Here is a 26,142-nt window from a genome sequence, read left to right as displayed (position 1 = left end):
AATCTGGGTACATGGAGTAGGGAAGTGCTGTTTCCGGTAACTCGCCCGGAGCCCTCCTGTTGCAGTTATACCTGTTATTGTTTCTTGTTTAAGAAACGTTTTGTCAGATATTTCCGAACAGGCTCATCATAGAGTTTCAGGCATAAATATGCTATCAGTATATTCCATGCGTAAACGCACAAAGCGACTTGCCAGGTCTGACCGAAAGTGAAAAGCTGATTTTTGATCAACCACGCATAGAATAAATACATAAAAGGATAATGTATCACATAGAGCGGATAAGATATATCACCCAGGAACTTACATATCTTTGCAGATTTCTTGTCTGTCGTACTTCCGGATGCTCCTAGCCAGACGAGGATGGGAAAAGCTATAATTATACAAAATGCTTCATAAATACCGTTTGTACAAACCGTTCCTTTTCCTCCCAGATAAGGCACCGAGAACAAGGTTATCAATATAATTGTGCAAATCCAGAACGCTCCTCTCAACTTAAAAGGCTTGAAATTGCGCGACAGGAGCATACCCATAGAGAACGGGAAAAGCATCCTTAATAATCCGCCCACAAAGTTTACGCCGTCCAATGTCCAACCCACTCCTATGTTTCCATAACCGGAGACATCAAAAATGGCGAATGATGCCAATGCCACTCCCGACAATACAACAAGTACGGTCAGCACCTTGTTTGACAAGCGACGGATAAATAAGGCATAAAGGATATTGCCTATATATTCAAAAAACAACGACCAGCAAGGTCCGTTCAACGGGAACATTTCGCCATTTCCACGGACTTCGTAACCTACCCCCGGCATTGCAGGAATAAAAAATATCGTACAAAGTAGAGATAACATTATCATCGATATGGCGACATGCGTTCCGTCCCATTGCACACTGCCTTGAAGGCAGAATGTAATAACGCCCAGGACAGCTCCCATAATTACCATAGGATGAAGACGTATCAAACGACGTTTAAAGAAATTTTTCATTGTAAGATTCTTGCCCCAGCGATCATCATAAGCGTAACCGATAACAAAACCTGAAAGGATAAAGAAAAAATCTACGGCTAAATATCCGTGGTTGAAGCTCTCGATCATAGTACCTCCGGCAAAAGCGTAGCCTTCAAAGATATGATACCATATGACCATAAGAGCCGCCACGCCACGAAATCCGTCAAGAAGGTCATAATGCGCTTTGGTGTCTGCAAAAGCTGCAGAAGAAATGTTCGACATTTGTTTTTTGTTATTTAATTAATATTTCCAGACGGCAAAGATACGGCTTGCAAAACGAAATTTTTTTGCTCAAAAGCAAAAAAAGGCCGGCAAATATCTATTTTTTAGCCCGTATGTACCCTTTACCGGGGATCATGGCATTATAAAATAAATGCCAAGTGTTGATTGGCGGCAAGCCGAAGCCTTCCAGTCGTCATCGGCAAGCAACTCGGTCTTCCATTGTTCGCATTGCGTGGCAAAATTTTCAGGCTCATTTGCCATTGCGACATTTTCAATTTCTCGCGCGCGTTTACTCTCTCTCATTATTTCCTTTCCTTTGTGTACTTAAAACATTATTTTGTGGGGTTTTGTCAGTAATAATCGGGGTTATTGCAGGATTAATTATTTTCATTTTTTGCGATTGACTGATTTATAGTACGTTCCTATTTTGTCAAAACAAAGCGTTTTTGAATGGTTTTAGAGGTGAGAATGTGCTTGGATGAGAATATCCCTTGATGAAAAAGGTCTATTTCAAGCATAAAAAGAAGGTATTCCGGCGTTTATTTTTGTCTATATCCAATTCTCGGATAAATCGAACAGATAATCGTCCATAACTTCTATGTAATAATTGTTGGCATAAATGTCGCAGAGTAACGTGATATAAAGCATAACCCCATCCGCACCGTATTTCCTTCCCACGATTTATCCACCGATAATATGCTTGAAACGGCTATTTTCTGCTATCTGCCAGAAAAAAGCAAATCCCTGATAATTTCTGATTATCAGGGATTTGCTTGATTCTTCTTATTGTTTCAGTGATCCGCCTGGGTAACCATCTGCAAATCATTAACTTCTAATTATCAAAGAGATAACTCAAAGATAAATAGTGAGGTTACACACGGGTTATGACTTAGTGTCGCAAGGGTATCCAAGAGGGTAAAAAAGGCTCAAAATTTCGTTCACACTATTTCAAAGAGCAATCAGTCAAGTGTTTCTATCTGTAACTATGACACTGCAAAGATAAACATAAAACTCCACGTTTCGGCAGAAAATCTGCTCTTTCTGAGGCTGTTATCTTCATTTGTGATGCTTGTAGGAACACACTTAAGAACACCCAATTGTGCATCTAAAACAGTGAACCTTAAAGTTATAATTCGATGCAGGAACACCAAGGTTATTTTCGTGGTTACGGGGATGGTTACGAGTGGTAAATTTTTCGTCCCACATTGCCGTAACCATACAAAAAACGACCATTTTTTCGAGAGGTTTGTATGGCGAAAGGGGATGCCCTAAGTTTGCATTCAAATTAAAAAACGCCAGTATGAAAATAACTATGAGTTCCCTGGAGGCAAAGCGAATTGCCGATGCCTACTTACAACGTAACACCCCTTATGAGGAGGTTAAGTTTGTGGATGTCCGAAATAGCGATTGCACCTATAAATTCCTCTACAAAGCAGCGGACACTTTCGACCGAGTAGTTGACATCTATATCGAGATTGATTTTATCTTCAATGACATCACGGCTCAGATTGTGGTAGCCAAGTCTCCGTTGATGCGATTTGTGGCTACTTTACCACAAGATACTTAAGGGAAGTGATGCTGTAGTCATTCTCAATTATACCGAATTCGATACAATTAAATTCGGCGCAGTGGTTGATATTTGTCAATATAGAGAGCATAATCACCGAATATTTGCTCTCTATATTGACAAAATCGCTAAAATATCAGAGGATGATTTTGCCGCAAAACACTCGTAAAGCAAAAACGCTAAGATAATTCAGCGATTTTTGATAATAACGCTACTTTTATTCAGCGTTTTTGAGATTTGATTCTTCATAAAAGGATATTCTGTCTTGATTGGTTTGATAATTGAGAAACTTTGATTAACTTTGTAAGTGCTCACATATTAGCATTAAGCATATAAAATGAATATAACTGACAATATATTATCACTTATAGGCAAAACGCCCGACTCATTGATGTCTGGTATTGCAGACCGTGTTAAGCAGAGACGGTTGGAAAAAGGATGGACGCAAAAGATGCTGGCTGCAAAGGCCGGACTCTCGTTACCGTCTTATAGGCGTTTTGAGTCGTTGGGAGAGATACCATTGCGTTCATTGGTGATGCTTGCATTTGCATTGGATATGACGGATGAGTTTGAAACTCTTTTCAACAGCAGGACTTATCACAGCATTGACGATATATTAAAAGCAGAGCAACCAAAACAAAGAAAGAGAGGGCATAAAAATGAATAGTATTTCAATCGTAGAGGTTTTTATATCGGATAGACGTGTAGGACGAATTGCTCTTACGCCCGAAGGGTTGTGCGGTTTTGAATACGATGTGGATTGGATACAACGCGGATTTTCGATATCTCCATTTTATCTGCCGTTGAAGCCAGGTCTGATAATGGCCAAGCGAGATACTTTCGCAGGAAACTTTGGCGTGTTCGACGATAGTTTGCCGGATGGTTGGGGTAATCTTTTGCTCGATCGTTATTTGCAGGAGAAAGGAATTGATCCGTACAAATTGAATATCTTAGAGCGGTTGTCGCTGATTGGTTCTACGGGGCGTGGTGCATTGGAGTATCGACCGGACAAAAGCATTGCTACGGATGATGAGTTTTTTGACTTTGACCGTTTGGCAAAAGAGGCAGAGAAGATACTTGAAAGTAAAGAAAGTACGGGTTCTGTCGATTTACTCTATAAATATGGTGGCTCGTCAGGTGGAGCCCGCCCGAAGGTATTCGCCAAGATTGACGGTCGAGAGTGGTTAGTGAAATTTAAGGCAATGAGCGACCCTGCAAATGTTGGGGAGATAGAATACAACTATTCGCTGCTTGCCAAAGAGTGCGGAATCCGAATGGCGGAAACCCGTCTGTTCAATGGTAGCTATTTCGGTGTGGAACGATTTGACAGAACTCCTCAGGGTAAAATTCATACTGTCAGTGCCGCAGGACTGCTCCATGCCAATTATCGGATTCCAAGCCTCGACTACTCTTTGCTATTGAAACTGACGCTGAGTCTTACCAAAGATATGGAGCAGGTGGCTGAAATGTTCCGTCTGATGGTGTTTAATATATTAATTTCAAACAGGGACGACCATGCTAAAAACTTCTCGTTTCAGTGGTTTGATGGTGAATGGAAACTTTCGCCTGCTTATGATCTTTTGCCAAGTAGTGGGTTTAACGGCTACCATACTACAACCATAAACGGTAAAGGAGAGCCAACGCTTGCCGATGTGATTGCATTAGCAACTGAAATAGGACTATCTAAACAGTCAGCGACTCAAATAATCCAAGAACTGACAGATAAATGTGCCACCAGAAAGATGGCTAAATTCAAACTAAGATAACTGCTGATATTGAGATGAATATAAATAATCCAGTGCTAACGAACAGTGGATTTCCCATGAACTTCCCATGAGCAAATGGGGCAATATTGAATGGTGAAAATTTATATAACAAAATGTATCTTATGGCGGAACCTTTTAAAAATATGTACAACGAGCAGTTTTTGGAACGATTTTCCAAAGACCTGATGGTTGTCATTCCCGATTTTGACGCTCTCGAGTTTGCCAGCCAAGTAATGGACAATGAATGGGAGAACAGAGAATTAAAAGAACGCTGTAAACATATTACAACCGTTCTGAAAAAATTTCTGCCTGCCGATTACAAAGAGGCAATCGCTAAGATACTCTGCCTGTTGGATTATGTAGAGAGCTCTCGGCCTGATTTTTCGCAAATAGACGATACGAAATTTGGTTTGACATTGGAGTACGGGTGGATTTTGGATAACTATGTAGAGCAATATGGACTCGATGACTACGAAACCTCTGTTAGAGCAATAGAGAAAATCACTCAGTTTACAAGTTGTGAATTTGTTACCCATCCTTTTATTGTAAAATATCCCGAAAAAATGATGGCGCAAATGTTGGTTTGGTCAAAGCATGAGCATTGGGGAGTGAGAAGGCTTGCATCGGAAGGTTGCCGTCCGCGGCTTCCTTGGGCTATGGCTTTACCGAGTTTGAAAGAGAATCCCGAACCAATCATTCCGATTCTGGAAAATCTCAAGAATGATCCTGCGAGATTTGTTCGATTAAGTGTTGCCAATAATTTGAACGATATTGCAAAAGATAATCCCCAAACGGTGATTAACCTGGTGAAAAAATGGCAGGGAGAGTCCCAAGAGGTGGATTGGATTATCAAGCACGGTTGTCGAACACTCCTAAAACAAGGGAATTCTGAGGTGATGGAGTTATTTGGCTTTGGCTCTACGGGAAAAAATATCCACATTGAGGACTTTCAAATTTCAACACCTGAGGTCAAAGTCGGTAATTCATTGGCGTTTAGCTTTAAACTATTGAATAATAATGATAATAGAACCAAAATACGGCTTGAATACGGAGTTTACTATCAAAAAGCAAATGGCACGTTGGCCAAGAAGGTTCACAAGATCAGCGAAAAGGAATACGCCGGAAATTCTGTGACGAACATTACAAGAAAACACTCTTTTCGTGTGGTAACAACAAGGAAATTGCACCTCGGACTTCACCAAGTTGCTGTAATAATAAACGGGAATGAGTTTGAAAAATATGATTTTGAACTGATTGAATAAATTTTCGAGAATGAAATATAGACTTCGATACCGGAATTATAATTTCTCTAAATCTTCAATCCTATTCCTTAACGCTTGTCGCTCAATGTGTAGTTTGGCAATGTCATACGGGGATTCTTGTCCGGTCAGTGCATATTCGTAAGACTTGATAACTTGATAGTCTGTGGAGGTTAGTTCGGACTTGAGGCGATCTATCTCTGCAGCTATGCGTTCAGGGCTGTTGTCGATTATTTCGTAGTATCCGACAATCTGAAAGCCCTCGTCTCGGTAGCGTAGTTCTTGGGATTGGAATTCGGATAGTCGCACTGCTTGTGGTTGCTCCTCTACATAAATCTTAAATCCATCGGCAACCATCTGATTGATTATCTCTCGGTCTTCGTTGTCGGCATAGGTGGTGATGAGGTGTCCGTTTTCTATTTTGGCAAGTTGCATACTTAGAAGAATTTGGAGATTAGAAAGACGATAAAAGTAAACCCACAGTCGTTCGGCGAAGCATCATCAGCCACATAAACATCGAAATAAGACGATGTTCGTGCCATCGTACAGGCATAGGCTCCCACGTTGGAGTTGGCTGTATTGGGCCCGTCGGGGAAGAACATCACGGCATAGTCGGAAGCTCCGTAGAGGTAGCTTGTGTTTGAAAAAGATATTCGGTATCGTCCCTGTGATTGTCTGTAAGATGAGAGATAGCCGCCCATATATGAAATTACCCAGCTACTGAGCAATGATCCGGAGGAAGATACTCGTCCGGCACAAGTGAGTCCGCAAAACACGTTGTTGGATCTAAATGCCGGGGCATCTCCCTGTAGAAACATTCCGGCTGTTGCGAATATCGAATTAAACTTATCCGTACCACTGCTGGTGCTTTGCGAGGCAGAGATGTCAATGTATAGTCCTGTTTTGTATTTGCCCGTATAGCTATTGGAGTACGATTGATAGATGTAGTTCTGTGCGATGGTTTCGGGCTGACTCCAGGGCAGTATGGGTACGAATATGCCTGCTCCCTCTGAACCTTGCTGAACAATACCGTTGTAAATAGAAATGTTGGAAGTCGGATGCTTGACCATCACACCCGAACCCTGTCCCATATAGATACCATCTGATGTCGTTTTGATTTCTACAACGGGGTAAGATTGTTTGCCATCATAAAACGCCAACGCATTGTTGTACTGCGTAATCTCTACCCGCTGTCCCGAAGTGGCGGTTCGCAGATTCTTAACGCCTAAGTTCTCTATATAGGCAAGTTCGGCCAACAGAATGCCTGTGGCCACACTATGAAACTCTCCTCCGAACGACTCCCAATTGGCAGCATTCCACGCTCCGGCAACACCGTTTGTCCCCTTGTAGATATAGTAACTCGAACCGTACTTGACCACATTGCGTTGGTTGGCAGTGTTGAAATAGGTGGTGGTTGGCGAGAACACTCCCCGATAGGTCAGCGTCTTTGCGGCATTGGAGATGGCAGCATCGTACTTTTCGGTGTCATTCATATCATAAACCGTTGACGATGCCACATACCACGTTACTGGAGCAACACCTCCCGAAAGGTAGTAATGGTTGATACTCGAAAATGTTCCCGTAGCACCACAGACCACCCGCCAGAGATAGATTTCATATTTACCTGTGCCTGCCATCGGAGTCAGCGCAACCGTTGTTCCTCCGTTGCCATAAGCGTTGTGTGCGTTGCTCATTGTATAGCCGACAGGAATTTTGGCTATGATTCGGGAAACAAATACTCCGTTGGCACGAGTTTGAACCGACTGAACGTATCCTCCGTGATTAGGCGATGCTACGCCGTTTGTGGTAATCTGTAGACAGTATCCCGATGTACTTGGGCAATCGGAAGGGCTGGCAATACGTGTAACGGTAACATTTCCATTGCCTGTATTATTGTAGATACCGCAGTTATTAGGCCCGACCAAGAATTCAGGATCACGAAAAATCATCCGTCCGGTAATGGAATCGCCAATATCGCCCTTATTTCCTGTATTGCCTTTCTCTCCGCTGATCCGTACAGCTCCGCTCCACGAAGCAGGTGCGGTGGCAGGTGGAACGACCGTTCCGGTTCGCATCCACAGGTATTCTCCCGTTGCGAGTGCCGGAGGCGTTGCCGACCAACCCGATGTCGGAGCAGTTGTGGCTGAACTGTTTTTGGCAAAGTTATAGACGGTGTATTGTCCGTCCTTGCCGTTTGAGCCATTCGATCCGTTATTGCCATTTGTCCCGTCAATTCCCGTGATTCGCACGGGAACACTCCATGCACCTGCCACTCCGGTTGCACCGTTTATGGTGGCTTTCGACATCCACCACACGCCAGTAGCTGTCGGAGCATCTACCCAACCCGATGGCAAAGGAGCCGTACCCGTTGGCTTGGCAGGTTGAGTAGTCGAGGATTTGAATACATACGATGTCCAATTCCCCGTTGCTCCCGGATCGCCCTTTTCGGCTATATGAACCGTTATTTGTCCTCGTGCGATTACTGCCATGATTATTTCTCTATTTCTACGGTGAAAGTTGCCGCTACACTTATTTCATCACGGGTTACGGTAATGCTACGCCCTGTTTTGATGCCAGATGTTCCCCATGCGATATCCTGAACCCCAAGTTTGTTGAATTTTCGCCATTTGCAGGTGGCTCCGGTAAAGAAAGAATCCGGCAGTAATGCTCCGTTCTGCCAACAGTTGACCGTAAGGGCCGTTGACGTTAATCCGCTGGTAAGCGTCGTGCCGGAGGGGGCAACAATCTCCACCTGGTACGGGTCGCTCATATCTGCAAAGGAGATAATATCCGAAACAGAGGTGTTGTACGTTCCACTGGCGGCATCGGTGTCCTTGATTTCGCATTTGAACGACTCGAAGTTTAGCACCGCCGCTTCGGGAATGGTGATTTCATTGGTGGTGTATCCCGTGATACCTCCTGCATTTGCCGAGGTGATCTCAGCCCACGTTCCACTGCCGAGCTTGAACCATTTATAGGTCACATTGGTGTTGTCGATGGTCGAGCCTCGCCACATATCGCAGTGAGCTTTCAAACTTGCTGCCGATCCGTTTTTGAATACCGTGCCAAGCGGTGCATAGGCAATAGCGCATATGAGTTGCCCTGCATTGGTGGTTTTCGTGTAGGTAATGAAGGTTTTAGCCTTGGTCTCAGCGGTTGTGTCGGGATCAACATAGATTACCTCGCACTCTACCTGCAACTGATTGACCGTAGTCATATTGTTTTTGATGGTCAAAGCATAGGGGGAAGCGGTCGCTGCCGTTGCCCCGTAAGTTGAAAGCGTGGTCGATCCGTTGATTTTCCATACGGGCACGCCCTTCAAACGGCTTACCTGGTTGGTCGCTACTCCGGTTACATAGACTTCGGGAGTAATTACCAAAAAAGGCGATGTCGTCCAATTCGGGACATAACTCGAATTTTCCTTGTTGAAAATCTGCGTGGTAGCTACATTGCTACCCAAATAGAGATTGATGGATTTTCCGTCCGATAAGTCCACAATCGTAATCTGACCTCTTGAAATGACCGCCATAATTAATCCAGATTAAAAGTTTGTTTGATTCTCTCCACCATATCCAATCGTTCCCAACCGAAAAACTCAATGCCGTCAACTGTGTAGGGTTTTCTGCCGAAGTGTCCATACGATGCGGTCGGCAGATAGATCGGGCTCTTGAGTCCGAATCGCTCGACAATAGCTGCAGGACGCAGATCGAATAGCTCCGAAACCACCTCAGCAATCTCGGTATCGGTCAACTCCACTCTGGCAGTCCCGAATGTGTTCACCGAGATGCTCACAGGCTCTGCCACCCCAATGGCATACGCCAACTGCACCTGCACTTCATCGGCTACACCTGCCGCCACAAGGTTCTTGGCTATGTGTCGGGCCGTATAAGCCGCCGAGCGATCCACTTTTGAGGAATCCTTGCCCGAAAACGCCCCTCCACCGTGAGCTGCACGACCGCCGCAGGTATCCACAATAATCTTGCGACCCGTAAGTCCCGTATCACCTGCCGGGCCACCGATCACGAATCGTCCAGTTGGGTTGACCAATAGGCGGTAGTCGTCTTGGAATAGTTCGGCCAGTTGCGGATCTTTTGCCTGAACCCTCGGAATCAGATGTTCGGTGATATCATTTAGAATATCGTATGCCGAAACGGTATCATCGTGCTGTGTGGAAATCACAATCGTATCGACTCGAAGCGGTTTGCCAAGCTCGTTGTACTCAATGGTTACCTGGCTTTTGGCATCGGGGCGCAGATAAGTCATCACTTTACCCTCTTTGCGAATGGCATCCAACTCCTGCAACAGTAGATGCGACAGAGCAAGTGTAGCAGGCATAAACTCGGTTGTCTCGTTTACGGCATAGCCGAACATGATTCCTTGGTCGCCTGCACCCTGCTCATCTTGATCTACACCCTGTCGAATATCGGGCGATTGCTCGTGAATCGCCGAAAGGACTCCGCAAGAATTTGCCTCAAAACCATACTCGGCATTGATATAGCCAATATCGGCAATAATACTTCGGACTGTCTGCTGAATATCCACATAGGCGTTGGACTTAACCTCTCCGGCAACAACTACCAAACCTGTGGTGCACAATGCTTCGCAAGCCACTTTCGAGTTAGGGTCTTGACGCAGGAACTCATCAAGTATAGCATCGGAGATTTGATCGGCTATTTTATCGGGGTGTCCTGCCGATACGGACTCAGAGGTAAAAAGGTAATTTCTCATTCTGTGTTATTATTATCGTTTATATTGACTTCGCACTCAAAAGTGGCTCTGCGGTAAACATCCTCATTACTAATCACAACCGATTTGCCTGCGCCTTCGTGTCGCTGACTCCACACGGCATCGCCTTCTGGATTATCCGACACCCGAAACCAGTTGAAGGCGTTATCAGGGAACGTGTCGGTAATATCTTTTGCCCCTTTGAATACCTTTGCCCGAAGCATCGTGGCAATGTCGCCATTGATAAAGTTCGAGCCGTTGCTCGAATAGATCTGCACCGAATAGGCATCTTCGCCATCGTAGAGTTTGGTGATGGTGATAATGTCGTAATAAACTCCGCAGGCGAGGTAGCGCAAAGTGAGCGTGCGTTTTTCTCCCCATAGTTCCGAATCAGGAGATAGCTCAAAGGTGAGTGAACCGCTATCGGGAATGGTAATCCACTCCGAACCGTTTTTGTATTGCCACTCCCGTGCATCCTCCGGCGATGTGATGCCGAGTTCGGTGGCGGCCAGTGTTATGGTGGCAGGTTCGGGGATGTTGTCTTTGTAACGGAACACCTGCTCGCCCTGCACCGAAACTGCTCCCACAATCCAATCCTCACCCGTGTCGGGGTTGCGTTGCACCAAGCGTCCGCAGATGTAGGCATTTTCGAGCAAAGCTCCGTAGCCCTCAAGTTGCCCGAACACGGGATGGTTGATTTCCGAAAGGTCGCCAAGCTGCACTTTGATATTGCGTTGTTCGATCTTATCATCCGTCACCTTGTCGATGATACGGATAAACTTATGCAGCCCATCGAGGTAGATTGAACCTTGTCGGTTGGGATTGGTTTTGTTGCCCTGACGAGCCAAGGTCATAAACCGTTCGGGAAGAACGCCATTGAGTGAAATACAGTCAAAATGAACATCGTCAATGATTCCCGTTACTTCAAAGTAGGCGGTTTTGAATCCGGTAGGTTTGCCGTTCTCGTCCTGCGTGTAGAAAATACCTCGCAGAATATCCTTGTACTGAAAGTTGATCGTTACCTCGCCGGGCTTCTCTTTGAGGGTAATGAGAAAAATACCATCGTCATCATCCAATACATCGTCAATTACTCCGGCATCAGTTACCCAAAACTCGTTTCCGGTGGCGGTGATGCGGTTGTATTTGAGTTCGGGAACTTCGAGATACTCCTCAATGCTAAGGTTCTTCATTCGGGTATTGCCCGTCACACGCATATCGCCCGTGATTGCGCCGCCTGCCTTGTCGAATTTCTTTTCCAACTCCCCCGGCAGACCATCCACCTCCTCCAACGGATGAATGTGCTTCTCCGTTCCGATCGCCTTTTTCAGTTCCGCACCCGATACCTTGAGTGTAGCATCGGGATCGGGCGAATCCACCACAAACTCAAACAGATCGAACCCTTGCTCAATCACCGACTTGGCACTTTGTAGGTCTTTTATGCGTACTCCACTCATTCTTTATCAATTAGATGCGTGAAAGTACAGGCAGATTCATTAACTTTGTGGAAACTTTGTCACACTTGTATATAGGATTGCAGAGATAGTCGAACGGCAAAGGAGTTTGATAACATTATCTCTAAATAAAAATCCAATACATAGATCATATCAGTATGGCGTTAATTAATAAAATACTTCATCCGACGTTGAAACTCATTGACTCATTCAAAAGGATGAGGACAGGGCATGTAACAGGACTCTCTTTTGGATCAGATGCTGTAACGCTGATTTCAAAATCAGAGAATAGCATTAAATTGAAATTTGTAATTCCTATTACAGATTACTCTGCTGTAGACAATGCAAAACAGTCTAATCTACCAGAATTTCATTTCACGCATAACCACAAAAAATGGATAATACCTGCAAATGTGTCCAGGATTGAAAACATTCGTGATAATGTGCTTTGTGGTGGCTCTAATGATTTCTCATTAGCTTTAGATTCGCAGGCAATTTATGACGCAAAAATAGATATCAATCGCAAATACTTTTTTCGATATATAGTCCCGATCCCTAACCGTGCGTGGCATGATGACTATGATAGATACCATTATGAGAGTCATGGGAAGAATATTGATGGTTTGATTAAGATCACATGCCCTACAGATCAAATCCATTTATTTCAATTCGAATATAAAAAGCAATACTACCTCGTAATCGAATCAGGTGAAAAATATGAACTTGATCAGTTTGAAAAGGTGGCTTTTAATACACTTCTTACTCTTGGTTTTTTAAGTGGAACTTTGCATTTGAACGAAGTATTTATCGTTGCTGCCAATAGAAAAAGTTTCAATGTACCTGTTGGAATATATTTCAAAACATTGCGAAAATCCATTAAAGGTCAATACTCTATATTCACAACTAATGCTTATTCTGTTCTTATGCCATTGTCAGCAAAAATGACGGCTAAGGATGCCAAAGAAAGAATGTTGACGCTTATAGAAAGGCATTGGAAGTTCAGAATAGATAGGATTTCTATGGAAGTATTCTCAAATATGGTAACTCTTTTCAATGACCATGATTCAATAGCAAGAGCGGCATTAATGACTTTGTCTGCATCATGGTTGGAGCACGAAGTGCAGTCTGGGGTATATTGTATAGCATTCGAAACGCTTTGTAGTAAAATATATAAAACACATAGTCTCATTGCTCCTCGTGCTATCAGCGAGTGTAGCTGGAATTCATTAAAACCTGTATTTTCGGATGTAGTTACAAATACTACTTGTCTATCTGAAGACGAAATAAAGTTTATCAAGAATAAGCTGGAAAATTTAAATCAACCGACTAATGCAAGTAAGTTAAGACTGCCTTTTGAAGTTTTAGGATATAATTTGTCTCAAGCAGAAATTAAGGCTATTAACGATCGCAACAAATTTTTGCACGGTCATTTGAATATTGATAAGGGAGACAAAGAAATTGACAAGCTATTTTATACAAGTTTAATGTTTCATAAATTATGCTGTGTATTAATCCTTAAATTGAGTGGCTTTGAGGGGTATATCATAAATAATATTCCACTTCATGCACCATTCGTTAATTACGCCATACGCGAGTGGGGATTCAAAAGAATATAAGAACAAAAAATGTATAATTACTTATTTTCGGCTTATTCCATCATTTCCATATGCCGAACGATTAGCTTGAAAATAATTTGGCTCCATATAATATATATGACTACCCTCCCAACACATCAATCTTAAAATTCTCTTTACCGAGCACATATACCAAATCCCTGCCCTTGGCTGTCAGTTGACCGCTGAGGGCAATTTGTATATTCTGGGAGCCTCTGCCGCCGGACATCATTCCCTGTAGTTTGGATAGCGGAGCGATTACCTCCGGGTCAATTCGTGCATTGGGGTTATCACCCACCATTGCATAGGTTGGCCCGTAGGCAAGTCCACCCTTGGCAAGTTTCGGAGCGTTCTTCTGGGCATTTTTGTTGATGAGTGCCGTCATCACGGCTGCCGCCGCAACCATTGCCGCACCAATGGCAATCGCCGCCCAAGGGTTGGCAAGCACCGATTTGAGAGCCATCTTGAACGCAATAATCATCACGCCGAACTCGATCAACTGCGCCCCGATCTGCTTGAGAAAACTCGCCAACTGCAATAGAATCGCCTTCATCAATCCGTCAAAACCAAAATCCCCGGAGATAATCTGCCCGATGGCTTCTGCAGCGGCCTCGATACTTCCGGCGATAAAATTACTCAGCGATTCATCAAACCCCTTCATTACCTCGCTCACCTTATCCGACACAAAGGTCAGAGCCTCCGAGAACTTCCACCCTTTGGCAACCAGAGCCTCGGTGTATTTGCCGACAATGGCTTCGGTCTCCATAATGGAAGATTGTAGCCCCGAACTTGTCACCTCCGCCCAACCATAGATCCCCTCGGTTACGGTCTTGCGGATCTCCATCATCTGTTGTTGCGCCTTGGTGATAATGGGTTTCAGATCAGGTAATTTCACCTCAAGGGCAGGCATAATGGGTTTTACGGTTGCTGGCAGTATCGGTTCGAGTGGTTTTCGGTTGAGTTGTTCGGGCGTGATGTTTTGCAGGCGGTTTAACTCCTCTTTGAGTTTGGCAATCTCGGCATTGGCGGCGGCAATATCCTCTACGGTGGCATTGGGCAGTAACTTTTTCTTCTCCAACACCTCAATCTTGGTGGTCAAGTCATTGATCAACCCACTGCCACGAGTGGTTTCGGTATTGACACCCTTGAGAGCATTTGCCATATCATCGGCGATCTTTTTTGATTCTGCCTCGACACGTTGCCGCTCCTCGTAGGCTTGGGTGTTTCTGCGGATCGCCTCAGTCAGGGCTTCCTCCTCCATTTTGAGGTTGTCCCGCCGTTTGCCTTTGTTCAGGGCGTAGGTCAGTTTGGAGTAAGGAGAGTTTCCCTGCCAAGGAGACTCCCGTTCGTTGACCTCCTGCAGACGCTTGTTCTCTTTGAGTCGCTTTTCGAGTGTGCCGAGCGACAGTCCCTCGAACTGTGTAGTCATATCCTCCTGCAACTCCTTCTTGCGTTGGTAAGCATAGAAGAATGCAGCACCCAACGCCAATACAGCGGCAACGATCAACCCGACCGGAGAGAGCAGAGCCGTAAATCCGGCAGAGAGCATCGGCAGCATTCGGATAATACCACCCACGCCCATTGCCAATGGCCCGATAGCGGCAGCAATACCCGCTACGATAACGATCACCTCACGCATCTGAGGATTTATATTTTGAAGCACCGCCACTACTTGCGACAACGCTCCGACAATCTTGTTCACCACAGGCATCAGAGTTGCCCCTATCTGTTCCAAGAAATCACCCCATGAGTTTTTGAGTTGTTGCAATGCGCCGAGTCCCACTTTGGCTGCCGCTTCTGCCTGACCGCCGTATTGTCGTTCCAATTCCTCCAAGATCAATCCTTGAGCTTCGGCCAGACGATTAGTCTCGGCAAGGTGCTTGATAGTGGCAGTCTGCTCCTTGGAGAACTGAATCCCTGCACGGGAGAGGGCCGTCAGATTCTTGACCGGATCATTGAGTGCCTTACCCAGCTGTATGGATGCGGACTTCAGATCACCGTCTAAGACGGTCGCCAGGTCGAGAGCCACCGCCTGCGTCCGTTTGAAATTCTCGCCTGCGATATTAGTAAAAGTGAGTAGTTGAGCGGTGGAGTCATTGAGTATCTTCTCATCCCCGAAGATGGTTTTGCCTTGTAGTTCGGAGGCAAAGCGTTTGAGTTGGTCGAAGTTGAGTTTAGCTGCACCGCCTGTCGATTTGATTGCCTGCTGTACCTTGGCTTCGGCTTTCGCCTGTGTATCGGCCAACGAAAGAGATACCGCACCCAAAGCGACAAGGGGAGCTGTCACTTTGAGCGACATCTCCTTACCGACTTTGTCCAACCGTTTGGTCAGCGCGTCCAATCCTTTCTCTACCTGCTTGGCTTTTTGCTGAAACTCATACGAGTCCGCACCAATTTTTATCAGCAGGTCGGCTATTCTTCGACTCATAGACGACTACTTCTATGGTTTGTGTTTCATAAACAGCTTCCACCCTTGCCGAACCTGCTCCGGTACGGCAGATACACCATTCTCCATCTGACTCATGGCCGAAACCACCGGAATCATCTCGGCGGGATCGTTGGTATCCAACTCCACATCGGCAAAGATGCCGGAACGTTCGGAAACAAACTTGATATAGTTCTCTGTATGGTTTTCAATGGGCGGAGCATACCTCGAAATCATCTGCCGGATGGTCTTGTAGCCGTTTTTGCTGTAAGTATGCAGCAATACGAACATCGCCCGATAGCCGTAAGCCATCGACTCGAATTGTTTGAACGCTTTGTCTTTGGACGGAGTAATCTCTCCGAGATACTTCACTTTGGAAATTCGAATATTTCCGGGGTTACAATTAGAAATACCTCTACTCATAACTGGCCTCCCTCCTGCGTTTTTCCACCTCGGCATACTTGATTAATACAGGGCATTTGTCGTTTGCCACCTCACATTTGTAGGCCTGGCGGATGATGGTCTGCTTGCGGTCAATCTCAAAATCTTTCTTTTCGATAATGATTTCGAGTTTATCGACCTTCTCTTCCAACTTCTCGACTCGTCCGTCCAAACGGATGATGTGTTCCGCCTGAATCTTGACCACCTGCTCGGTGTTGCTGATTTCGGCAGAGTCTGCCTGAGCCACCTCCTGGCGGCGTTTGGCTCGAAAAAAGAGCAGCGTTCCCAAAAGTCCGCTTGCCAATAGAAAATTTAGAATAATGCTTACTGTCTCCATATTAGGGTATGTATTTAATGAGTGATTTTTCTCGGAGGATGTATAGCTCACCGTTGATGTAGTAGAGTCCTTTGATGGCCGAACTGCCGCCCGCCAAGTTCTTGACCGAACGGGTGGTGTTGGTGCGATATACCCATACTTTGATTGCGCCGTTTTGTGAAAAAGCCACCTCGCCCAAGGTGTGGTCGGCAAAGTCGGCACGCCCCGAATAGCTCTTGATCATTGTGCTATCCAAAAGAGAGTTGCGGCGGTAGATCTTAAACTGCGTGGTGGAGTTCTGGCAGATAAAGTAGTCGGAGATGCTTTTCACCTCCGCGCCATCTTCCAATCCTGTCATCAGCAAATCCATATTGACCCGGCAATCGTGCAGATAGGCTTTGGTGGTGGTGTTGATGGCAATGGTGGAGAATGACTTTTCGATGCCTGTAATATCTCCGGCAATGGTGGTGTAATCAAATCCGTATCCTCGGCGGTAGGTCGTGTAGGTATATTTATACTCCGGTCGGGATAACCCTTTGGTGGTTACCCGACCACCGTATGAGGCTATAATATAGATATACTTATTCATAAAGGTGGCCATATCCGAATAGTCTCGATTGAGTTGTCTGATGACTACACCTCGATAATCCACCACCCGAATCGAACTGCCGTCCACAATGGTAAAGGCATTATCTGCCGGATAGATCTTGACAGGCTTGGAAAAAGCAAAGAGCCGAGTGATGTATCCCGATACTGTATCATAGGTATAGATAGCGTTATCGGTGGAGAGCATCACAATCTGATTGATGCAACGGATACTTTTGGCTATGGTAAACGGCAGGTCGCACAGTTTGATACAATCGTCCCCAACGGGTGGAGACTCTTTGCGGAGCAGTCCCGGCATCTCGACCAATTCGGAGTTATAGCTATCCTGTAGGCAATTTAACTCAATAGAGTTTACATAGAATCCCGACCGCAGGTACTTATCGTCCTGCATAACCGTATTCATATCAATGTGCTTTCCGGTAAACATCTCGCCTCCGATCCGTTTGCCGGGCAACTGTTTGTAGCGCAGGGCACACGCCACGATATGGTTTACAAGTGAGTTGTAGTCATTACCGCCTTTGCTACGCCACATTCGGGTGGGTTTTCCGTAGTAGTCGGTAAAGTAGAGTGAGTAGATTAACTGGTCGTTGGGGATATTCGGGATATCGGCAATCGGTAGCGATACGCTCATATCGACATTATTAGCAGGATTGGAAAAGACCTCGTACTTGAGCGAGTTCTCGTAATCATCGCCCGTATCAATCTCCATTTTGATATCGGAGATGTAGAACGACTCGAAGTAGGCGTTGCGTCCGGAACTATACCCTTTGAGGTTCTGTTTGATGACCATCACAAACTGTCCGCTCATCGGAAATCCTTTGACTTCGATCTTTTTGTTGACATCCACCGAGAGTTTGATTTTGTCCTCCAACAGCTCCTCCCTTGAAGTCCAGGTTCCATCATCCATCAGCCAATAGGTAACAGTTGCACCCACCAACTTAAAGCCATACTCCACGATCAGCTCCATATCGGCAGGGCGACTACTGCTGAATCTCTCGTAACGACTAATGCCGATTTTAAGGTTGTATTCCAGTGTAAGCGTGTAGGAGCATTGCTGAACGGGATAGCCTTTAAAGTTGATGATCCACCCTTGCCTGTCGGAGTCGCCAGTAAAGCGGAGAGTATTTTCATTCTGAAGTACCAAGAACTCTTCAGGATCGTACCAATTATCCATATTGTAGAGTCCCATCTGCGAGATGATGTTGGTCATCATCTTGTTTTTCACTCCCACCGAGACTTTGCGGATAGCCGGAACGATATCCATCACCGACTCGCCCTGCACGTTGATATCGTTCTCCCACATACTCTCGATTCGTTCACGGGTGGACTCCGTAATAATCGGCTCTCCGGTATGTGTTTCGAGATGCTGTCCGTTTGCCGTAATAATCCAACCCACCGGAAACTCCTTACCGACCGAGTAGAAACTCATCGGACGGGTGTCGTTGTAGAGGCTGACGGTTCTGCGGATATGTAGCGCACCATTGCTCTGAAAGATTTGTCCGGCAAAAGGACGCAGGCAGAGTTCCAATACATCCCGATAGGTGGGATCGGAATAGACGGCATAGAACCGCTCCATATCAATATAGACCTGCCGCAGCGGAGAGATGCTCTCGTTCATCCCCTCGGCATAGAGATCCATCCAGTCGGCGACATTGACTTCCAATTCCAGCAGGTCGATGCAGCTTGCAATTAATTCCCAAGCCGACTTGCGACCCGTAATGGGTGTGTTGTCTAAGTTCTTAAATGGAATGCTCGACAGCAAATTGAATCCGTCCACCGCCTTGATGGATACCTGATAAGGCGGTGCGGTAAAGTTCTCGGAGTAGAGATCGGCCACGACATATCCTCGCCAATAGAGTTTGGTGTTGCGATAGACCGACACCCTAAACTTGCGAGGGTCGGAAGTAAAGAGGTTGATGTAGTGAAAATTGCGTTGGCATAGAATATTGACGGTCGCCTCGGATGCCTTAACAGGAATAAAGAACTCATCGCCACGTTTCTCCCAGGTGATGGATAGCGGACTGCCGCCATCGAAAGCCATCTCCTCCGACTTGCCCACGAATCCTCTCTCGGTGATCTCCACTCGCCAAAAGACCTCCTTGTATTTGCTGCGAAGTTCTGCGTAATATCTGAGTCCGAATGCCATACCTTTACTTTGTTAATCGGGGTAAAGGTAGAGGCGGCGGAAAACGCTTTCTGGAAACTTTGTCTCAGGTTACTATTAATTGAGGAATTTTGAATATCACTGTTTTTCTTTGATCCAACTTCAGATAATGTCTCTTTTTTCCAAGCGTGTTGCCACTTAATGGATTAACTTTGCACTCGATGGAACGTTTCAATATCATACAGCCCTCCGCCGTGCTTGCACCTTATATCAAGCACTATTGGTTATTGGAGAGTGATGATGTGATAAACTCGCAACGGGTTATTCCTACTGGAAATATCGAATTGCTGTTTCATCGAAGTTGTCAGATGAAGTGTAAGGATCAAATAATTCCGAGGACTTCGCTGTCGGGGCAATCTATTTCGTTTTCTGATTTGACACCGACCGGAGTTGTTAATATGATTGCGGTTGTGTTTCATCCTTTCGGAGCAAAGGCCTTTTTTGAGTTGCCTATTTATGAACTCTCTAACTTAATTGTTTCGGCAGATGATTTGAGTTTAAACTCTCTCAAAGAGTTGGAAGATAAGATTCTCTATACGACGAGCGATGATGAATGTATCCGATTAATTGAGTCCTTTTTAATTAATCGTTTGAATCCGTTCAAGGAGTACAACTACAAACGAATGGCGGCGGCGGTGGGGACTATCAATTTGTGTAGCGATGAACTTTCGGTGTCGAAACTTGCAGAAACGGTTTGCCTAAGTAAAAAGCAGTTTCAACGAATTTTCAGTGAATACATAGGCATAACTCCCAAGGAATTTATGCGGATTGTAAGATTTCATAAAACACTCTACACTTTGCAGAACAACCCTGAAATGAATTTTACGACTCTGGCCTACGAGTGTGGATTTTACGACCAAGCACATTTGACTCGTGAGTTCAAGCTCTTTTCGGGCTACACACCTGGGCAATATGTTGCGATTTGTAGGCCTTATTCCGACTACTTTTCTACATAAGTCTCTTTTTTACAAGCTCATGGATTCTTAACTACTTACCTTTGCACTGTCAATAAGACGCAAAATATCAAAAGGTAAAGACAATGAAAAATTTGATTGAATTTATTGAGATTCCGGCAATAGACTTTAATCGTGCTGTAAAATTCTACGAAACGGCATTGGATCTCAAACTAACGGTTTGCGACAGTTGTGAGAGTGAAAAGATGGCTTTCTTTCCAGAAACTCCCACGAAACCGAACGTGGCGATCTCGTGGGCTTCCGATTTTCAACCATCGAAAGATGGTGTATTGATTCATTTCTCGGTTGAGAGCATCGAAACAGCTTTGGCTCTGGCTAATGCCAACGGAGGTAAAACTGTTCGCCCGAAAACCAAAATTGAAGTGGCCGGCATGGGCTACTTCGCCCAGTTCTCTGACAGCGAGGGTAACACACTCGGATTATACGCTGAGAAGTAATCGTAATCTAAACCAGATGCTCCCTGCTTTTTTGAAAGTGGGGAGTGTTTTTCGTTACTAATTGCTAATAAACCTTTTATATCTGATTTTCGCTTTTTCTATCAGTTCTTTGGGGAATCTGTGTTTTGGGTCGAAAAGGGAAAATTCCATCACGACCTCGCCCTTCTTAACTGTTTTGCTCCAGTTGCCTACAATTTTCCCATTATGCAGGATTACCGGATAGAACGTACCGAATCGGTTGAAAGCCTTGGGGTGATGTTCCAAATCAAGCACGGCTGTTCGATCTTTGTAGCTGATAAGATATTCGTCGAAGGATGGTAACAGATGTAAAATATCGCTCTGCAAAGGCATAATCTCCTTGTATGATTCATGGACAAAGAGATTGTCAGAGTCCTCGATAAGTTCCGACTTAATAAGCCCGACGGCTTGCCGAGCCTCGGTAATCGAAAGCCCCGACCACCAAGCGAAATCGGCAAGAGTGGCTGGTGAATGACTTTGAAAATATCGGCTCGCCAATCGTGCCAACGCCTCTTCTTTGTGCATTTCGGCTATCTGCGGTGCTCGCTCGTCAAGTAGTGCGTAGGTCGGTTTATTACCTTTATCTACACCGCTACAAATCACACCCTCAATTTCGGAGTTTCCGATAAGTCGTTCAATGAGCCGCTCTTCTGTTTTTAGACCTCTTTGATTTACTTCCGCCTCAATCTCTTGTTTGGTCAGACTTTTATTGCCTTCCAGTATTTTTACGATTAAATCATTGAACTGACCGTATTCTTTTTCGGTGATATCCGACTTCAACATTTTAGCATACGAGGCGTAAGCCGACTTAATGCGCTGTTCAGAAAGCTTTAGCATCCAGCGAATATCTTCCGCAGCGACAAAATGCCACGTAGGACGTAATACGTGAGTACGCAGTATCTCACCTCGTTTTAAGGCTTCATCTACCGTTTGCAAACTGCCTGATGGCAATCTGGAGCCCACAGCCCATTTCGACATCGGATAATCCTGTGCCTGAATCGCTCCCATCCACGAGACAAGAGCTTTCGGATCTTCAAACTTGGGTGATGCCAATTGCTGGCTATGCATTCGAATGTTTTTTATCATAATGAGTTGCCTTTATCTGCTTGATTACAAATATACTACTCTTTTATTGAAATCTGCTTGAAGCACGAGACATTTGGATTAACTTTGTACTATGATGCACATATAGCTATAAATGGCTATTTCAGGTTAGCGATATTGCCACTAATTTTGCGTGCTAAAAAAGTTGAAGATGAAACAAATAGAGGAAACGGCTGTGAAAAATCAGCAGAAGGCATGGGAGATTATTCGGGATACGAATGTCATAGGTATTTGGCAAGAGGCAGGGGCAACCATTAATCTGGTTGGCTCGCTCAAAACAGGCTTGTTGGTTAAGCATCGGGATATTGATTTTCATATCTATTCCGAGCGTGTGTCGATTCCCTATAGCTTTGCGGTCATCTCTAAATTGGCCGAACATCCACGAATTAAACAGGTTCAATATGTTAATTTGCTCGATACGGAGGAAAAATGTCTTGAGTGGCACGCTTGGTATGAGGATGACTGCGGAAAACTGTGGCAATTGGATATGATTCATATTATCAAGGGCTCTACTTACGACGGCTATTTCGAGCGAGTTGCCGAGCGCATTTCGCAGGTGCTGACCGATGAAACCCGGCAGGCGATTCTCCGCCTGAAATACGAAACCCCCGAAACTGAAAAAATCATGGGGATACTCTACTATCGAGCGGTGCTCGAAGGAGGAGTTCGTACATACGCAGAATTTACCCAATGGATGGCGAACAATCCGACCGATGGGGTCATTGAGTGGATGCCCTAACGATGGATACATCCTATAAAAACATCTGCCGAATAACATTTCCGGTACTTATGAGCCTGTTGGTCGAGCAGGTTATCGGCATTACAGATACTGCCTTTCTCGGTCATGTCGGCGAAACAGAATTAGCAGCTTCGGCAATAGCCGGAGTTTGCTATCTTATTCTGTTTGTGATTGGTTCGGGCTTTGGCGTGGGGTTGCAGGTGCTTATCGCACGGCTCAATGGGGAGAAAAAGCATCAAGAGCTAACGGCGACCTTCTCGACAGGGCTCTACTTTCTTTCGATATTGGCAGTATTCATTATTGCCGTGTCGAAATTCCTGTTACCGTTGATGCTCAAAGAGGCGATTGCCTCTGAAGCGATCTACGAGGCGACTATCCACTATCTGGACTGGCGCATTTATGGGCTACTCTTTGCATTTGTGATCACTGCCTTTCGATCCTACTATGTGGGTATTACCCAGACCCGTTTTCTGACCATCAACTCCATCGCAATGGTGGCGGTAAATGTTGTCTGCAATTATGCCTTGGTGTTTGGCAATTGGGGACTTCCTACATTGGGCATTGCAGGGGCGGCCATTGGTTCTTGTATTGCCGAGGCTGTGGCAGCTATCTTATTTTTTGTACATTATGGAAAAATGCTCCCTAAAATCGGGGAGCTGAAAAGTCAATGGCACAATCTCAAACGGATACTCAACCTTTCGGTGTGGACGATGATTCAGTCGTTTGTTTCACTCAGCACGTGGCTGCTCTTTTTTATTGTCATTGAGCGTATCGGCGAAGAGCCATTAGCCATATCGAATATCGTGAGGAGTATATGCACCATACCGTTTATCTTTACGCAAGCATTTGCATTAACGGGAAGTGCACTCGTAAGCAATCTCATCGGCGAGGGCAAATCGTCATTGGTTATGGGGCTGTGCCGAAAGATTATTGTTATTAGCTACGCATTTTGCCTGCCGCTACTATTGGTGGCTGTGATGATGCCCGAACAGCTACTGCAACTATACACAAGCAACACAGCAATGGCAGCAAAGGCTGTTGCTCCGTTTATGGTGATGCTCTCCTCCTATTTTCTGACCGTTCCGGCATCTGTTTATTACTGTGCCATAGCAGGAACAGGAAATACCCGAATGACGTTGCTCATTGGGATGTCGGCTCTCATGCTTTACGGAGCGTATATTCTCTTCGTCGGAACAACACAGCCAAGCGTAGCCCTGATGTGGAGTTCGGAGCATATCTATGCCACAGCCATACTGACCCTGTCGACCATCTATATGGTGCGTGGAAAATGGAAACAAAAGAGGATTTAGATAATTAAACCCGTTTTTCGACCGATATTAATCGCCTCGATGGAGTTTTGAACACCCAATTTGCGGAGCAGATTCTTTCGGTGAATATTTACCGTGTGGATGCTAATACCCAACCGATAGGCGATCTCTTTGCTCAATAGACCTTGTTTTATCAGATGTAGAATTTCAACCTCTCTTGCGGTAATTACAGCCGTCGGGGGCGTTAAACTATGGGATGAGAATAATTCGCCAGTTTTCAGATTCAACACCGTGCACTCCACCCCGTTCAAAGGTCTTTGGTCGGGGGCAATATCTATTTCGCCCACGATTAACCACGCTTTGCCGTCGGCCGAAGTCTTCAAGACCTGCTGCTTGCTCGTAACATTAACATATTGTTTTCGGGCGTTGAGTATGCGGTAACTGAAAATGTTTTTGTAGTTGTTTCTCTCCTCAAATGGTTGGCTATATATGAACTTGGAGAGGTCAATCTGCATCGTTTTGATTTGCTTCAAATCGTCGGGGTGAATCCGTGATTCGGGATAGTCGTCATCATATTGCTCAATCGTTGCGAGTTTGCGAGAGTCATACCCCAGCAGGTCGGCAAAATTCGACGATGCAAAGGTGTATCGACATTTAAATACATCCACAACAAAAGTGCAGCTATGATTTATTTTTGCCATTTGTTGCAACATGATTTTATCTCTCTCCCACAGGGCATAATCAATCTGGGAAGGCAAAAGTGACTGCTTGGCCCACATCTTTTCTCTGGTTATATTTAATGTTCCCATAATCTATATAGCTATATATGGCTATTTCGGATTTTACATCCAGTAACTACCTTTGTACAAAGGTAATACTTCACAGCCAAATAATTATGTGATTTGTGTTGTTTATCCAAACAAAGTGATTACTTTTGCATACCGTACTATATGGTATGGTTTTAGATTATGAAGAAAGTAGATAAAGAACAATGGTTTATAGTGGGTCTTGATGTTTTGGCGAACGATGGTTTTGCAAGAATCACGATAGATAACCTATGCGGATTACTGCAAATTACCAAAGGTGCATTTTACCACCATTTCAAAAACATTGATGGTTACATTGATGCTTTGATGAAATATTGGTTGGAGGTAAATACGATTCAAGTCATTGAAGATGCGGATAAATTACCATCAGCAAACGAACGAATAGAATTTATTGGTAATACAGTAATTCAGGGGTCACATAAAAGTGAGCAGGTGATACGTGCTTGGGGTTTTTCTAATCCTATTGTCCAAAAGTATGTTCAGCAGGCAGATGATTTCCGGATTGAGTATTCAACCAAGCAGAGAGTGCTGTTAGGTATGCTGGAAGATGAAGCTAAAAACACCACTCTTTTGGAATATGCAATCTTTGTCGGAGGGAAACAGTTATTTCCTGATATGGATAAAAAAGAGTTGGAGCGGATTTATCTGTTCTATTATCAAAAACTTAAATCAAACGAATTGAAATGATAATATGAATAAGGTTAAAATAGACAAAGGCAGTTTGATTGATAATTACCTTCCTGCCGATTACATAGATTCTTTCTCGAAAGAGGTTGAGACTAAAGAGGGTATCACTCCTGATGCTTTCTTTGATATGGCATTTAACCAATTTCCAACTTGGATAGATTGGTTGTTAAAGCTAAGAAATGCTATTGTCAAACCTTTGGGATTGGACACCACAAGTCGTTTTTCTGATTCTATATGCGAAAGAAGCGGCAATGAAATTATATGGGGAATGCCTGATAAGCATTTGACGTTTCATGTTTCAATGTGGTGCGGAGAATATAGGGATGGCAAACAGGAGCTTCGGATTACCACTGTTGTGAAATATAATAATTGGCTCGGACGAGCGTATTTCTTTGTTATTCGACCATTTCATAGGATTATCATATTGTCTTTACTAAAAAGCATAAAAAAGAGAAAGAATAAATTCAGCAACGGATGATCAAAGTCCTTTTTATACAATAAAAGTAGAGTAAGCAAGAAGTATCTT

At 44.6% G+C, this 26,142-nt stretch carries 25 protein-coding genes; 11 read left to right on the top strand and 14 right to left on the bottom strand.

The annotated features are described in order from the left end of the window. Positions 1 to 74 precede the first annotated feature (74 nt). The 3 genes from CTY47_RS06300 to CTY47_RS17615 form a co-directional block, all read right to left on the bottom strand. Complete coding sequence (locus CTY47_RS06300; RefSeq protein ID WP_099463916.1) at positions 75 to 1,229, bottom strand: acyltransferase family protein; 1,155 nt, start codon at positions 1,227 to 1,229, stop codon at positions 75 to 77. 132 nt (positions 1,230 to 1,361) lie between these two features. Then, positions 1,362 to 1,532, bottom strand: coding sequence for a hypothetical protein (locus tag CTY47_RS17285; protein WP_233202097.1), 171 nt, complete (start codon positions 1,530 to 1,532; stop codon positions 1,362 to 1,364). A 246-nt stretch (positions 1,533 to 1,778) separates the two neighbouring features. Continuing rightward, positions 1,779 to 1,907, bottom strand: a complete 129-nt coding sequence (locus CTY47_RS17615) for a Lin1244/Lin1753 domain-containing protein (protein ID WP_099463915.1) — start codon at positions 1,905 to 1,907, stop codon at positions 1,779 to 1,781. Between the two features lie 622 nt (positions 1,908 to 2,529). Here CTY47_RS17615 and CTY47_RS06290 point away from each other — a divergent pair. The 4 genes from CTY47_RS06290 to CTY47_RS06275 all read left to right on the top strand — a co-directional run bounded on the left by CTY47_RS06290 (position 2,530) and on the right by CTY47_RS06275 (position 5,824). After that, positions 2,530 to 2,796, top strand: a complete 267-nt coding sequence (locus tag CTY47_RS06290) for a hypothetical protein (RefSeq protein ID WP_099463914.1) — start codon at positions 2,530 to 2,532, stop codon at positions 2,794 to 2,796. A 337-nt stretch (positions 2,797 to 3,133) separates the two neighbouring features. Continuing rightward, complete coding sequence (locus CTY47_RS06285; protein ID WP_099463913.1) at positions 3,134 to 3,463, top strand: helix-turn-helix domain-containing protein; 330 nt, start codon at positions 3,134 to 3,136, stop codon at positions 3,461 to 3,463. Next, on the top strand, positions 3,456 to 4,562 hold the full coding sequence (locus CTY47_RS06280) for a type II toxin-antitoxin system HipA family toxin (RefSeq protein WP_099463912.1): 1,107 nt from the start codon (positions 3,456 to 3,458) through the stop codon (positions 4,560 to 4,562). Before CTY47_RS06285 ends, CTY47_RS06280 begins: the two co-directional genes overlap by 8 nt. A 122-nt stretch (positions 4,563 to 4,684) precedes the next feature. Continuing rightward, positions 4,685 to 5,824 carry a DNA alkylation repair protein gene (locus CTY47_RS06275; RefSeq protein WP_099463911.1) on the top strand — a complete coding sequence of 380 codons (1,140 nt, stop codon included), beginning with the start codon at positions 4,685 to 4,687 and terminating at the stop codon, positions 5,822 to 5,824. Between the two features lie 36 nt (positions 5,825 to 5,860). On the opposite strand, the gene CTY47_RS06270 is transcribed toward CTY47_RS06275, so the two are convergent. The 5 genes from CTY47_RS06270 to CTY47_RS06250 are packed head-to-tail and all read right to left on the bottom strand — an operon-like array spanning position 5,861 to position 12,000. Further along, a complete protein-coding gene (locus CTY47_RS06270; protein WP_099463910.1) occupies positions 5,861 to 6,256 on the bottom strand; it encodes a hypothetical protein in 396 nt (131 codons plus the stop codon). A gap of 2 nt (positions 6,257 to 6,258) precedes the next feature. Continuing rightward, complete coding sequence (locus tag CTY47_RS06265) at positions 6,259 to 8,310, bottom strand: hypothetical protein (protein ID WP_099463909.1); 2,052 nt, start codon at positions 8,308 to 8,310, stop codon at positions 6,259 to 6,261. Positions 8,311 to 8,312: 2 nt separating this feature from the next. Then, positions 8,313 to 9,350 carry a hypothetical protein gene (locus CTY47_RS06260; RefSeq protein ID WP_099463908.1) on the bottom strand — a complete coding sequence of 346 codons (1,038 nt, stop codon included), beginning with the start codon at positions 9,348 to 9,350 and terminating at the stop codon, positions 8,313 to 8,315. A 2-nt stretch (positions 9,351 to 9,352) separates the two neighbouring features. Further along, a complete protein-coding gene (metK, locus tag CTY47_RS06255; RefSeq protein ID WP_099463907.1) occupies positions 9,353 to 10,549 on the bottom strand; it encodes a methionine adenosyltransferase in 1,197 nt (398 codons plus the stop codon). Further along, positions 10,546 to 12,000, bottom strand: a complete 1,455-nt coding sequence (locus tag CTY47_RS06250; RefSeq protein WP_099463906.1) for a hypothetical protein — start codon at positions 11,998 to 12,000, stop codon at positions 10,546 to 10,548. Before CTY47_RS06250 ends, metK begins: the two co-directional genes overlap by 4 nt. A gap of 155 nt (positions 12,001 to 12,155) precedes the next feature. Here CTY47_RS06250 and CTY47_RS06245 point away from each other — a divergent pair, with 155 nt between their 5' ends. Continuing rightward, on the top strand, positions 12,156 to 13,613 hold the full coding sequence (locus CTY47_RS06245) for a hypothetical protein (protein WP_099463096.1): 1,458 nt from the start codon (positions 12,156 to 12,158) through the stop codon (positions 13,611 to 13,613). Between the two features lie 100 nt (positions 13,614 to 13,713). Here the strand turns inward: CTY47_RS06245 and CTY47_RS06240 are convergent, their stop codons facing one another. Genes CTY47_RS06240 through CTY47_RS17070 form a run of 4 tightly spaced genes read right to left on the bottom strand, consistent with a single transcriptional unit; the run spans position 13,714 to position 19,544 of the window. After that, the gene (locus tag CTY47_RS06240; protein ID WP_099463905.1) at positions 13,714 to 16,038 is read right to left on the bottom strand and encodes a phage tail tape measure protein; all 2,325 of its coding nucleotides are present in this window, start codon (positions 16,036 to 16,038) and stop codon (positions 13,714 to 13,716) included. A gap of 12 nt (positions 16,039 to 16,050) precedes the next feature. After that, entirely contained in the window at positions 16,051 to 16,458 is a 408-nt protein-coding gene (locus tag CTY47_RS06235) for a structural protein P5 (RefSeq protein ID WP_099463904.1), read from the bottom strand. Beyond that, complete coding sequence (locus CTY47_RS06230) at positions 16,451 to 16,813, bottom strand: hypothetical protein (protein ID WP_099463903.1); 363 nt, start codon at positions 16,811 to 16,813, stop codon at positions 16,451 to 16,453. Before CTY47_RS06230 ends, CTY47_RS06235 begins: the two co-directional genes overlap by 8 nt. A gap of 1 nt (position 16,814) precedes the next feature. Continuing rightward, positions 16,815 to 19,544: a hypothetical protein gene (locus CTY47_RS17070; protein ID WP_199163395.1), complete on the bottom strand. Its 2,730-nt coding sequence runs from the start codon at positions 19,542 to 19,544 to the stop codon at positions 16,815 to 16,817. Between the two features lie 179 nt (positions 19,545 to 19,723). On the opposite strand from CTY47_RS17070, the gene CTY47_RS06215 reads away from it, so the two are divergent. After that, entirely contained in the window at positions 19,724 to 20,518 is a 795-nt protein-coding gene (locus CTY47_RS06215; RefSeq protein ID WP_099463902.1) for a helix-turn-helix domain-containing protein, read from the top strand. Positions 20,519 to 20,601: 83 nt separating this feature from the next. Beyond that, positions 20,602 to 20,973, top strand: coding sequence for a VOC family protein (locus CTY47_RS06210; RefSeq protein ID WP_099463901.1), 372 nt, complete (start codon positions 20,602 to 20,604; stop codon positions 20,971 to 20,973). Between the two features lie 57 nt (positions 20,974 to 21,030). On the opposite strand, the gene CTY47_RS06205 is transcribed toward CTY47_RS06210, so the two are convergent. Continuing rightward, positions 21,031 to 22,077 (bottom strand): winged helix DNA-binding domain-containing protein, encoded by a 1,047-nt coding sequence (locus CTY47_RS06205; RefSeq protein WP_099463900.1) that lies wholly within the window; start codon positions 22,075 to 22,077, stop codon positions 21,031 to 21,033. 169 nt (positions 22,078 to 22,246) lie between these two features. Between CTY47_RS06205 and CTY47_RS06200 the strand changes: the two genes are divergently transcribed. Both CTY47_RS06200 and CTY47_RS06195 read left to right on the top strand, forming a co-directional pair. Continuing rightward, positions 22,247 to 22,834: a hypothetical protein gene (locus CTY47_RS06200; protein ID WP_099463899.1), complete on the top strand. Its 588-nt coding sequence runs from the start codon at positions 22,247 to 22,249 to the stop codon at positions 22,832 to 22,834. A gap of 50 nt (positions 22,835 to 22,884) precedes the next feature. Continuing rightward, the gene (locus tag CTY47_RS06195; RefSeq protein WP_233202096.1) at positions 22,885 to 24,144 is read left to right on the top strand and encodes an MATE family efflux transporter; all 1,260 of its coding nucleotides are present in this window, start codon (positions 22,885 to 22,887) and stop codon (positions 24,142 to 24,144) included. Here CTY47_RS06195 and CTY47_RS06190 read toward each other — a convergent pair. Next, positions 24,141 to 24,911: a LuxR C-terminal-related transcriptional regulator gene (locus tag CTY47_RS06190; protein ID WP_199163394.1), complete on the bottom strand. Its 771-nt coding sequence runs from the start codon at positions 24,909 to 24,911 to the stop codon at positions 24,141 to 24,143. The genes CTY47_RS06195 and CTY47_RS06190 overlap by 4 nt on opposite strands. A gap of 159 nt (positions 24,912 to 25,070) precedes the next feature. On the opposite strand from CTY47_RS06190, the gene CTY47_RS06185 reads away from it, so the two are divergent. Continuing rightward, positions 25,071 to 25,616 (top strand): TetR/AcrR family transcriptional regulator, encoded by a 546-nt coding sequence (locus tag CTY47_RS06185; RefSeq protein WP_099463897.1) that lies wholly within the window; start codon positions 25,071 to 25,073, stop codon positions 25,614 to 25,616. A gap of 4 nt (positions 25,617 to 25,620) precedes the next feature. Further along, the gene (locus CTY47_RS06180; RefSeq protein WP_099463896.1) at positions 25,621 to 26,094 is read left to right on the top strand and encodes a DUF2867 domain-containing protein; all 474 of its coding nucleotides are present in this window, start codon (positions 25,621 to 25,623) and stop codon (positions 26,092 to 26,094) included. Positions 26,095 to 26,142: the final 48 nt, after the last annotated feature.

Origin of the sequence: Parabacteroides provencensis (assembly GCF_900232875.1) — a bacterium.
Taxonomy (GTDB): Bacteria; Bacteroidota; Bacteroidia; order Bacteroidales; family Tannerellaceae; genus Parabacteroides; species Parabacteroides chinchillae.
Note: the sequence above shows the minus strand (reverse complement) of the source record. Positions and strands in the feature narration are given on the sequence as shown.

What these genes read in the sequence shown, in the direction of transcription:
- CTY47_RS06275 (WP_099463911.1), top strand. Translation starts at nt 4,685, where the DNA reads ATGGCGGAACCTTTTAAAAATATGTACAACGAGCAGTTTTTGGAACGA.
- CTY47_RS06185 (WP_099463897.1), top strand. Translation starts at nt 25,071, where the DNA reads ATGAAGAAAGTAGATAAAGAACAATGGTTTATAGTGGGTCTTGATGTT.
- CTY47_RS06300 (WP_099463916.1), bottom strand. Translation starts at nt 1,229, where the DNA reads ATGTCGAACATTTCTTCTGCAGCTTTTGCAGACACCAAAGCGCATTAT.
- metK (WP_099463907.1), bottom strand. Translation starts at nt 10,549, where the DNA reads ATGAGAAATTACCTTTTTACCTCTGAGTCCGTATCGGCAGGACACCCC.
- CTY47_RS06285 (WP_099463913.1), top strand. Translation starts at nt 3,134, where the DNA reads ATGAATATAACTGACAATATATTATCACTTATAGGCAAAACGCCCGAC.
- CTY47_RS06265 (WP_099463909.1), bottom strand. Translation starts at nt 8,310, where the DNA reads ATGGCAGTAATCGCACGAGGACAAATAACGGTTCATATAGCCGAAAAG.
- CTY47_RS17285 (WP_233202097.1), bottom strand. Translation starts at nt 1,532, where the DNA reads ATGAGAGAGAGTAAACGCGCGCGAGAAATTGAAAATGTCGCAATGGCA.
- CTY47_RS06215 (WP_099463902.1), top strand. Translation starts at nt 19,724, where the DNA reads ATGGAACGTTTCAATATCATACAGCCCTCCGCCGTGCTTGCACCTTAT.
- CTY47_RS06240 (WP_099463905.1), bottom strand. Translation starts at nt 16,038, where the DNA reads ATGAGTCGAAGAATAGCCGACCTGCTGATAAAAATTGGTGCGGACTCG.
- CTY47_RS06205 (WP_099463900.1), bottom strand. Translation starts at nt 22,077, where the DNA reads ATGATAAAAAACATTCGAATGCATAGCCAGCAATTGGCATCACCCAAG.
- CTY47_RS06290 (WP_099463914.1), top strand. Translation starts at nt 2,530, where the DNA reads ATGAAAATAACTATGAGTTCCCTGGAGGCAAAGCGAATTGCCGATGCC.
- CTY47_RS06245 (WP_099463096.1), top strand. Translation starts at nt 12,156, where the DNA reads ATGGCGTTAATTAATAAAATACTTCATCCGACGTTGAAACTCATTGAC.
- CTY47_RS06280 (WP_099463912.1), top strand. Translation starts at nt 3,456, where the DNA reads ATGAATAGTATTTCAATCGTAGAGGTTTTTATATCGGATAGACGTGTA.
- CTY47_RS06195 (WP_233202096.1), top strand. Translation starts at nt 22,885, where the DNA reads ATGAGCCTGTTGGTCGAGCAGGTTATCGGCATTACAGATACTGCCTTT.
- CTY47_RS06235 (WP_099463904.1), bottom strand. Translation starts at nt 16,458, where the DNA reads ATGAGTAGAGGTATTTCTAATTGTAACCCCGGAAATATTCGAATTTCC.
- CTY47_RS06230 (WP_099463903.1), bottom strand. Translation starts at nt 16,813, where the DNA reads ATGGAGACAGTAAGCATTATTCTAAATTTTCTATTGGCAAGCGGACTT.
- CTY47_RS06210 (WP_099463901.1), top strand. Translation starts at nt 20,602, where the DNA reads ATGAAAAATTTGATTGAATTTATTGAGATTCCGGCAATAGACTTTAAT.
- CTY47_RS06180 (WP_099463896.1), top strand. Translation starts at nt 25,621, where the DNA reads ATGAATAAGGTTAAAATAGACAAAGGCAGTTTGATTGATAATTACCTT.
- CTY47_RS06190 (WP_199163394.1), bottom strand. Translation starts at nt 24,911, where the DNA reads ATGGGAACATTAAATATAACCAGAGAAAAGATGTGGGCCAAGCAGTCA.
- CTY47_RS17070 (WP_199163395.1), bottom strand. Translation starts at nt 19,544, where the DNA reads ATGGCATTCGGACTCAGATATTACGCAGAACTTCGCAGCAAATACAAG.
- CTY47_RS06260 (WP_099463908.1), bottom strand. Translation starts at nt 9,350, where the DNA reads ATGGCGGTCATTTCAAGAGGTCAGATTACGATTGTGGACTTATCGGAC.
- CTY47_RS06270 (WP_099463910.1), bottom strand. Translation starts at nt 6,256, where the DNA reads ATGCAACTTGCCAAAATAGAAAACGGACACCTCATCACCACCTATGCC.
- CTY47_RS06250 (WP_099463906.1), bottom strand. Translation starts at nt 12,000, where the DNA reads ATGAGTGGAGTACGCATAAAAGACCTACAAAGTGCCAAGTCGGTGATT.
- CTY47_RS06200 (WP_099463899.1), top strand. Translation starts at nt 22,247, where the DNA reads ATGAAACAAATAGAGGAAACGGCTGTGAAAAATCAGCAGAAGGCATGG.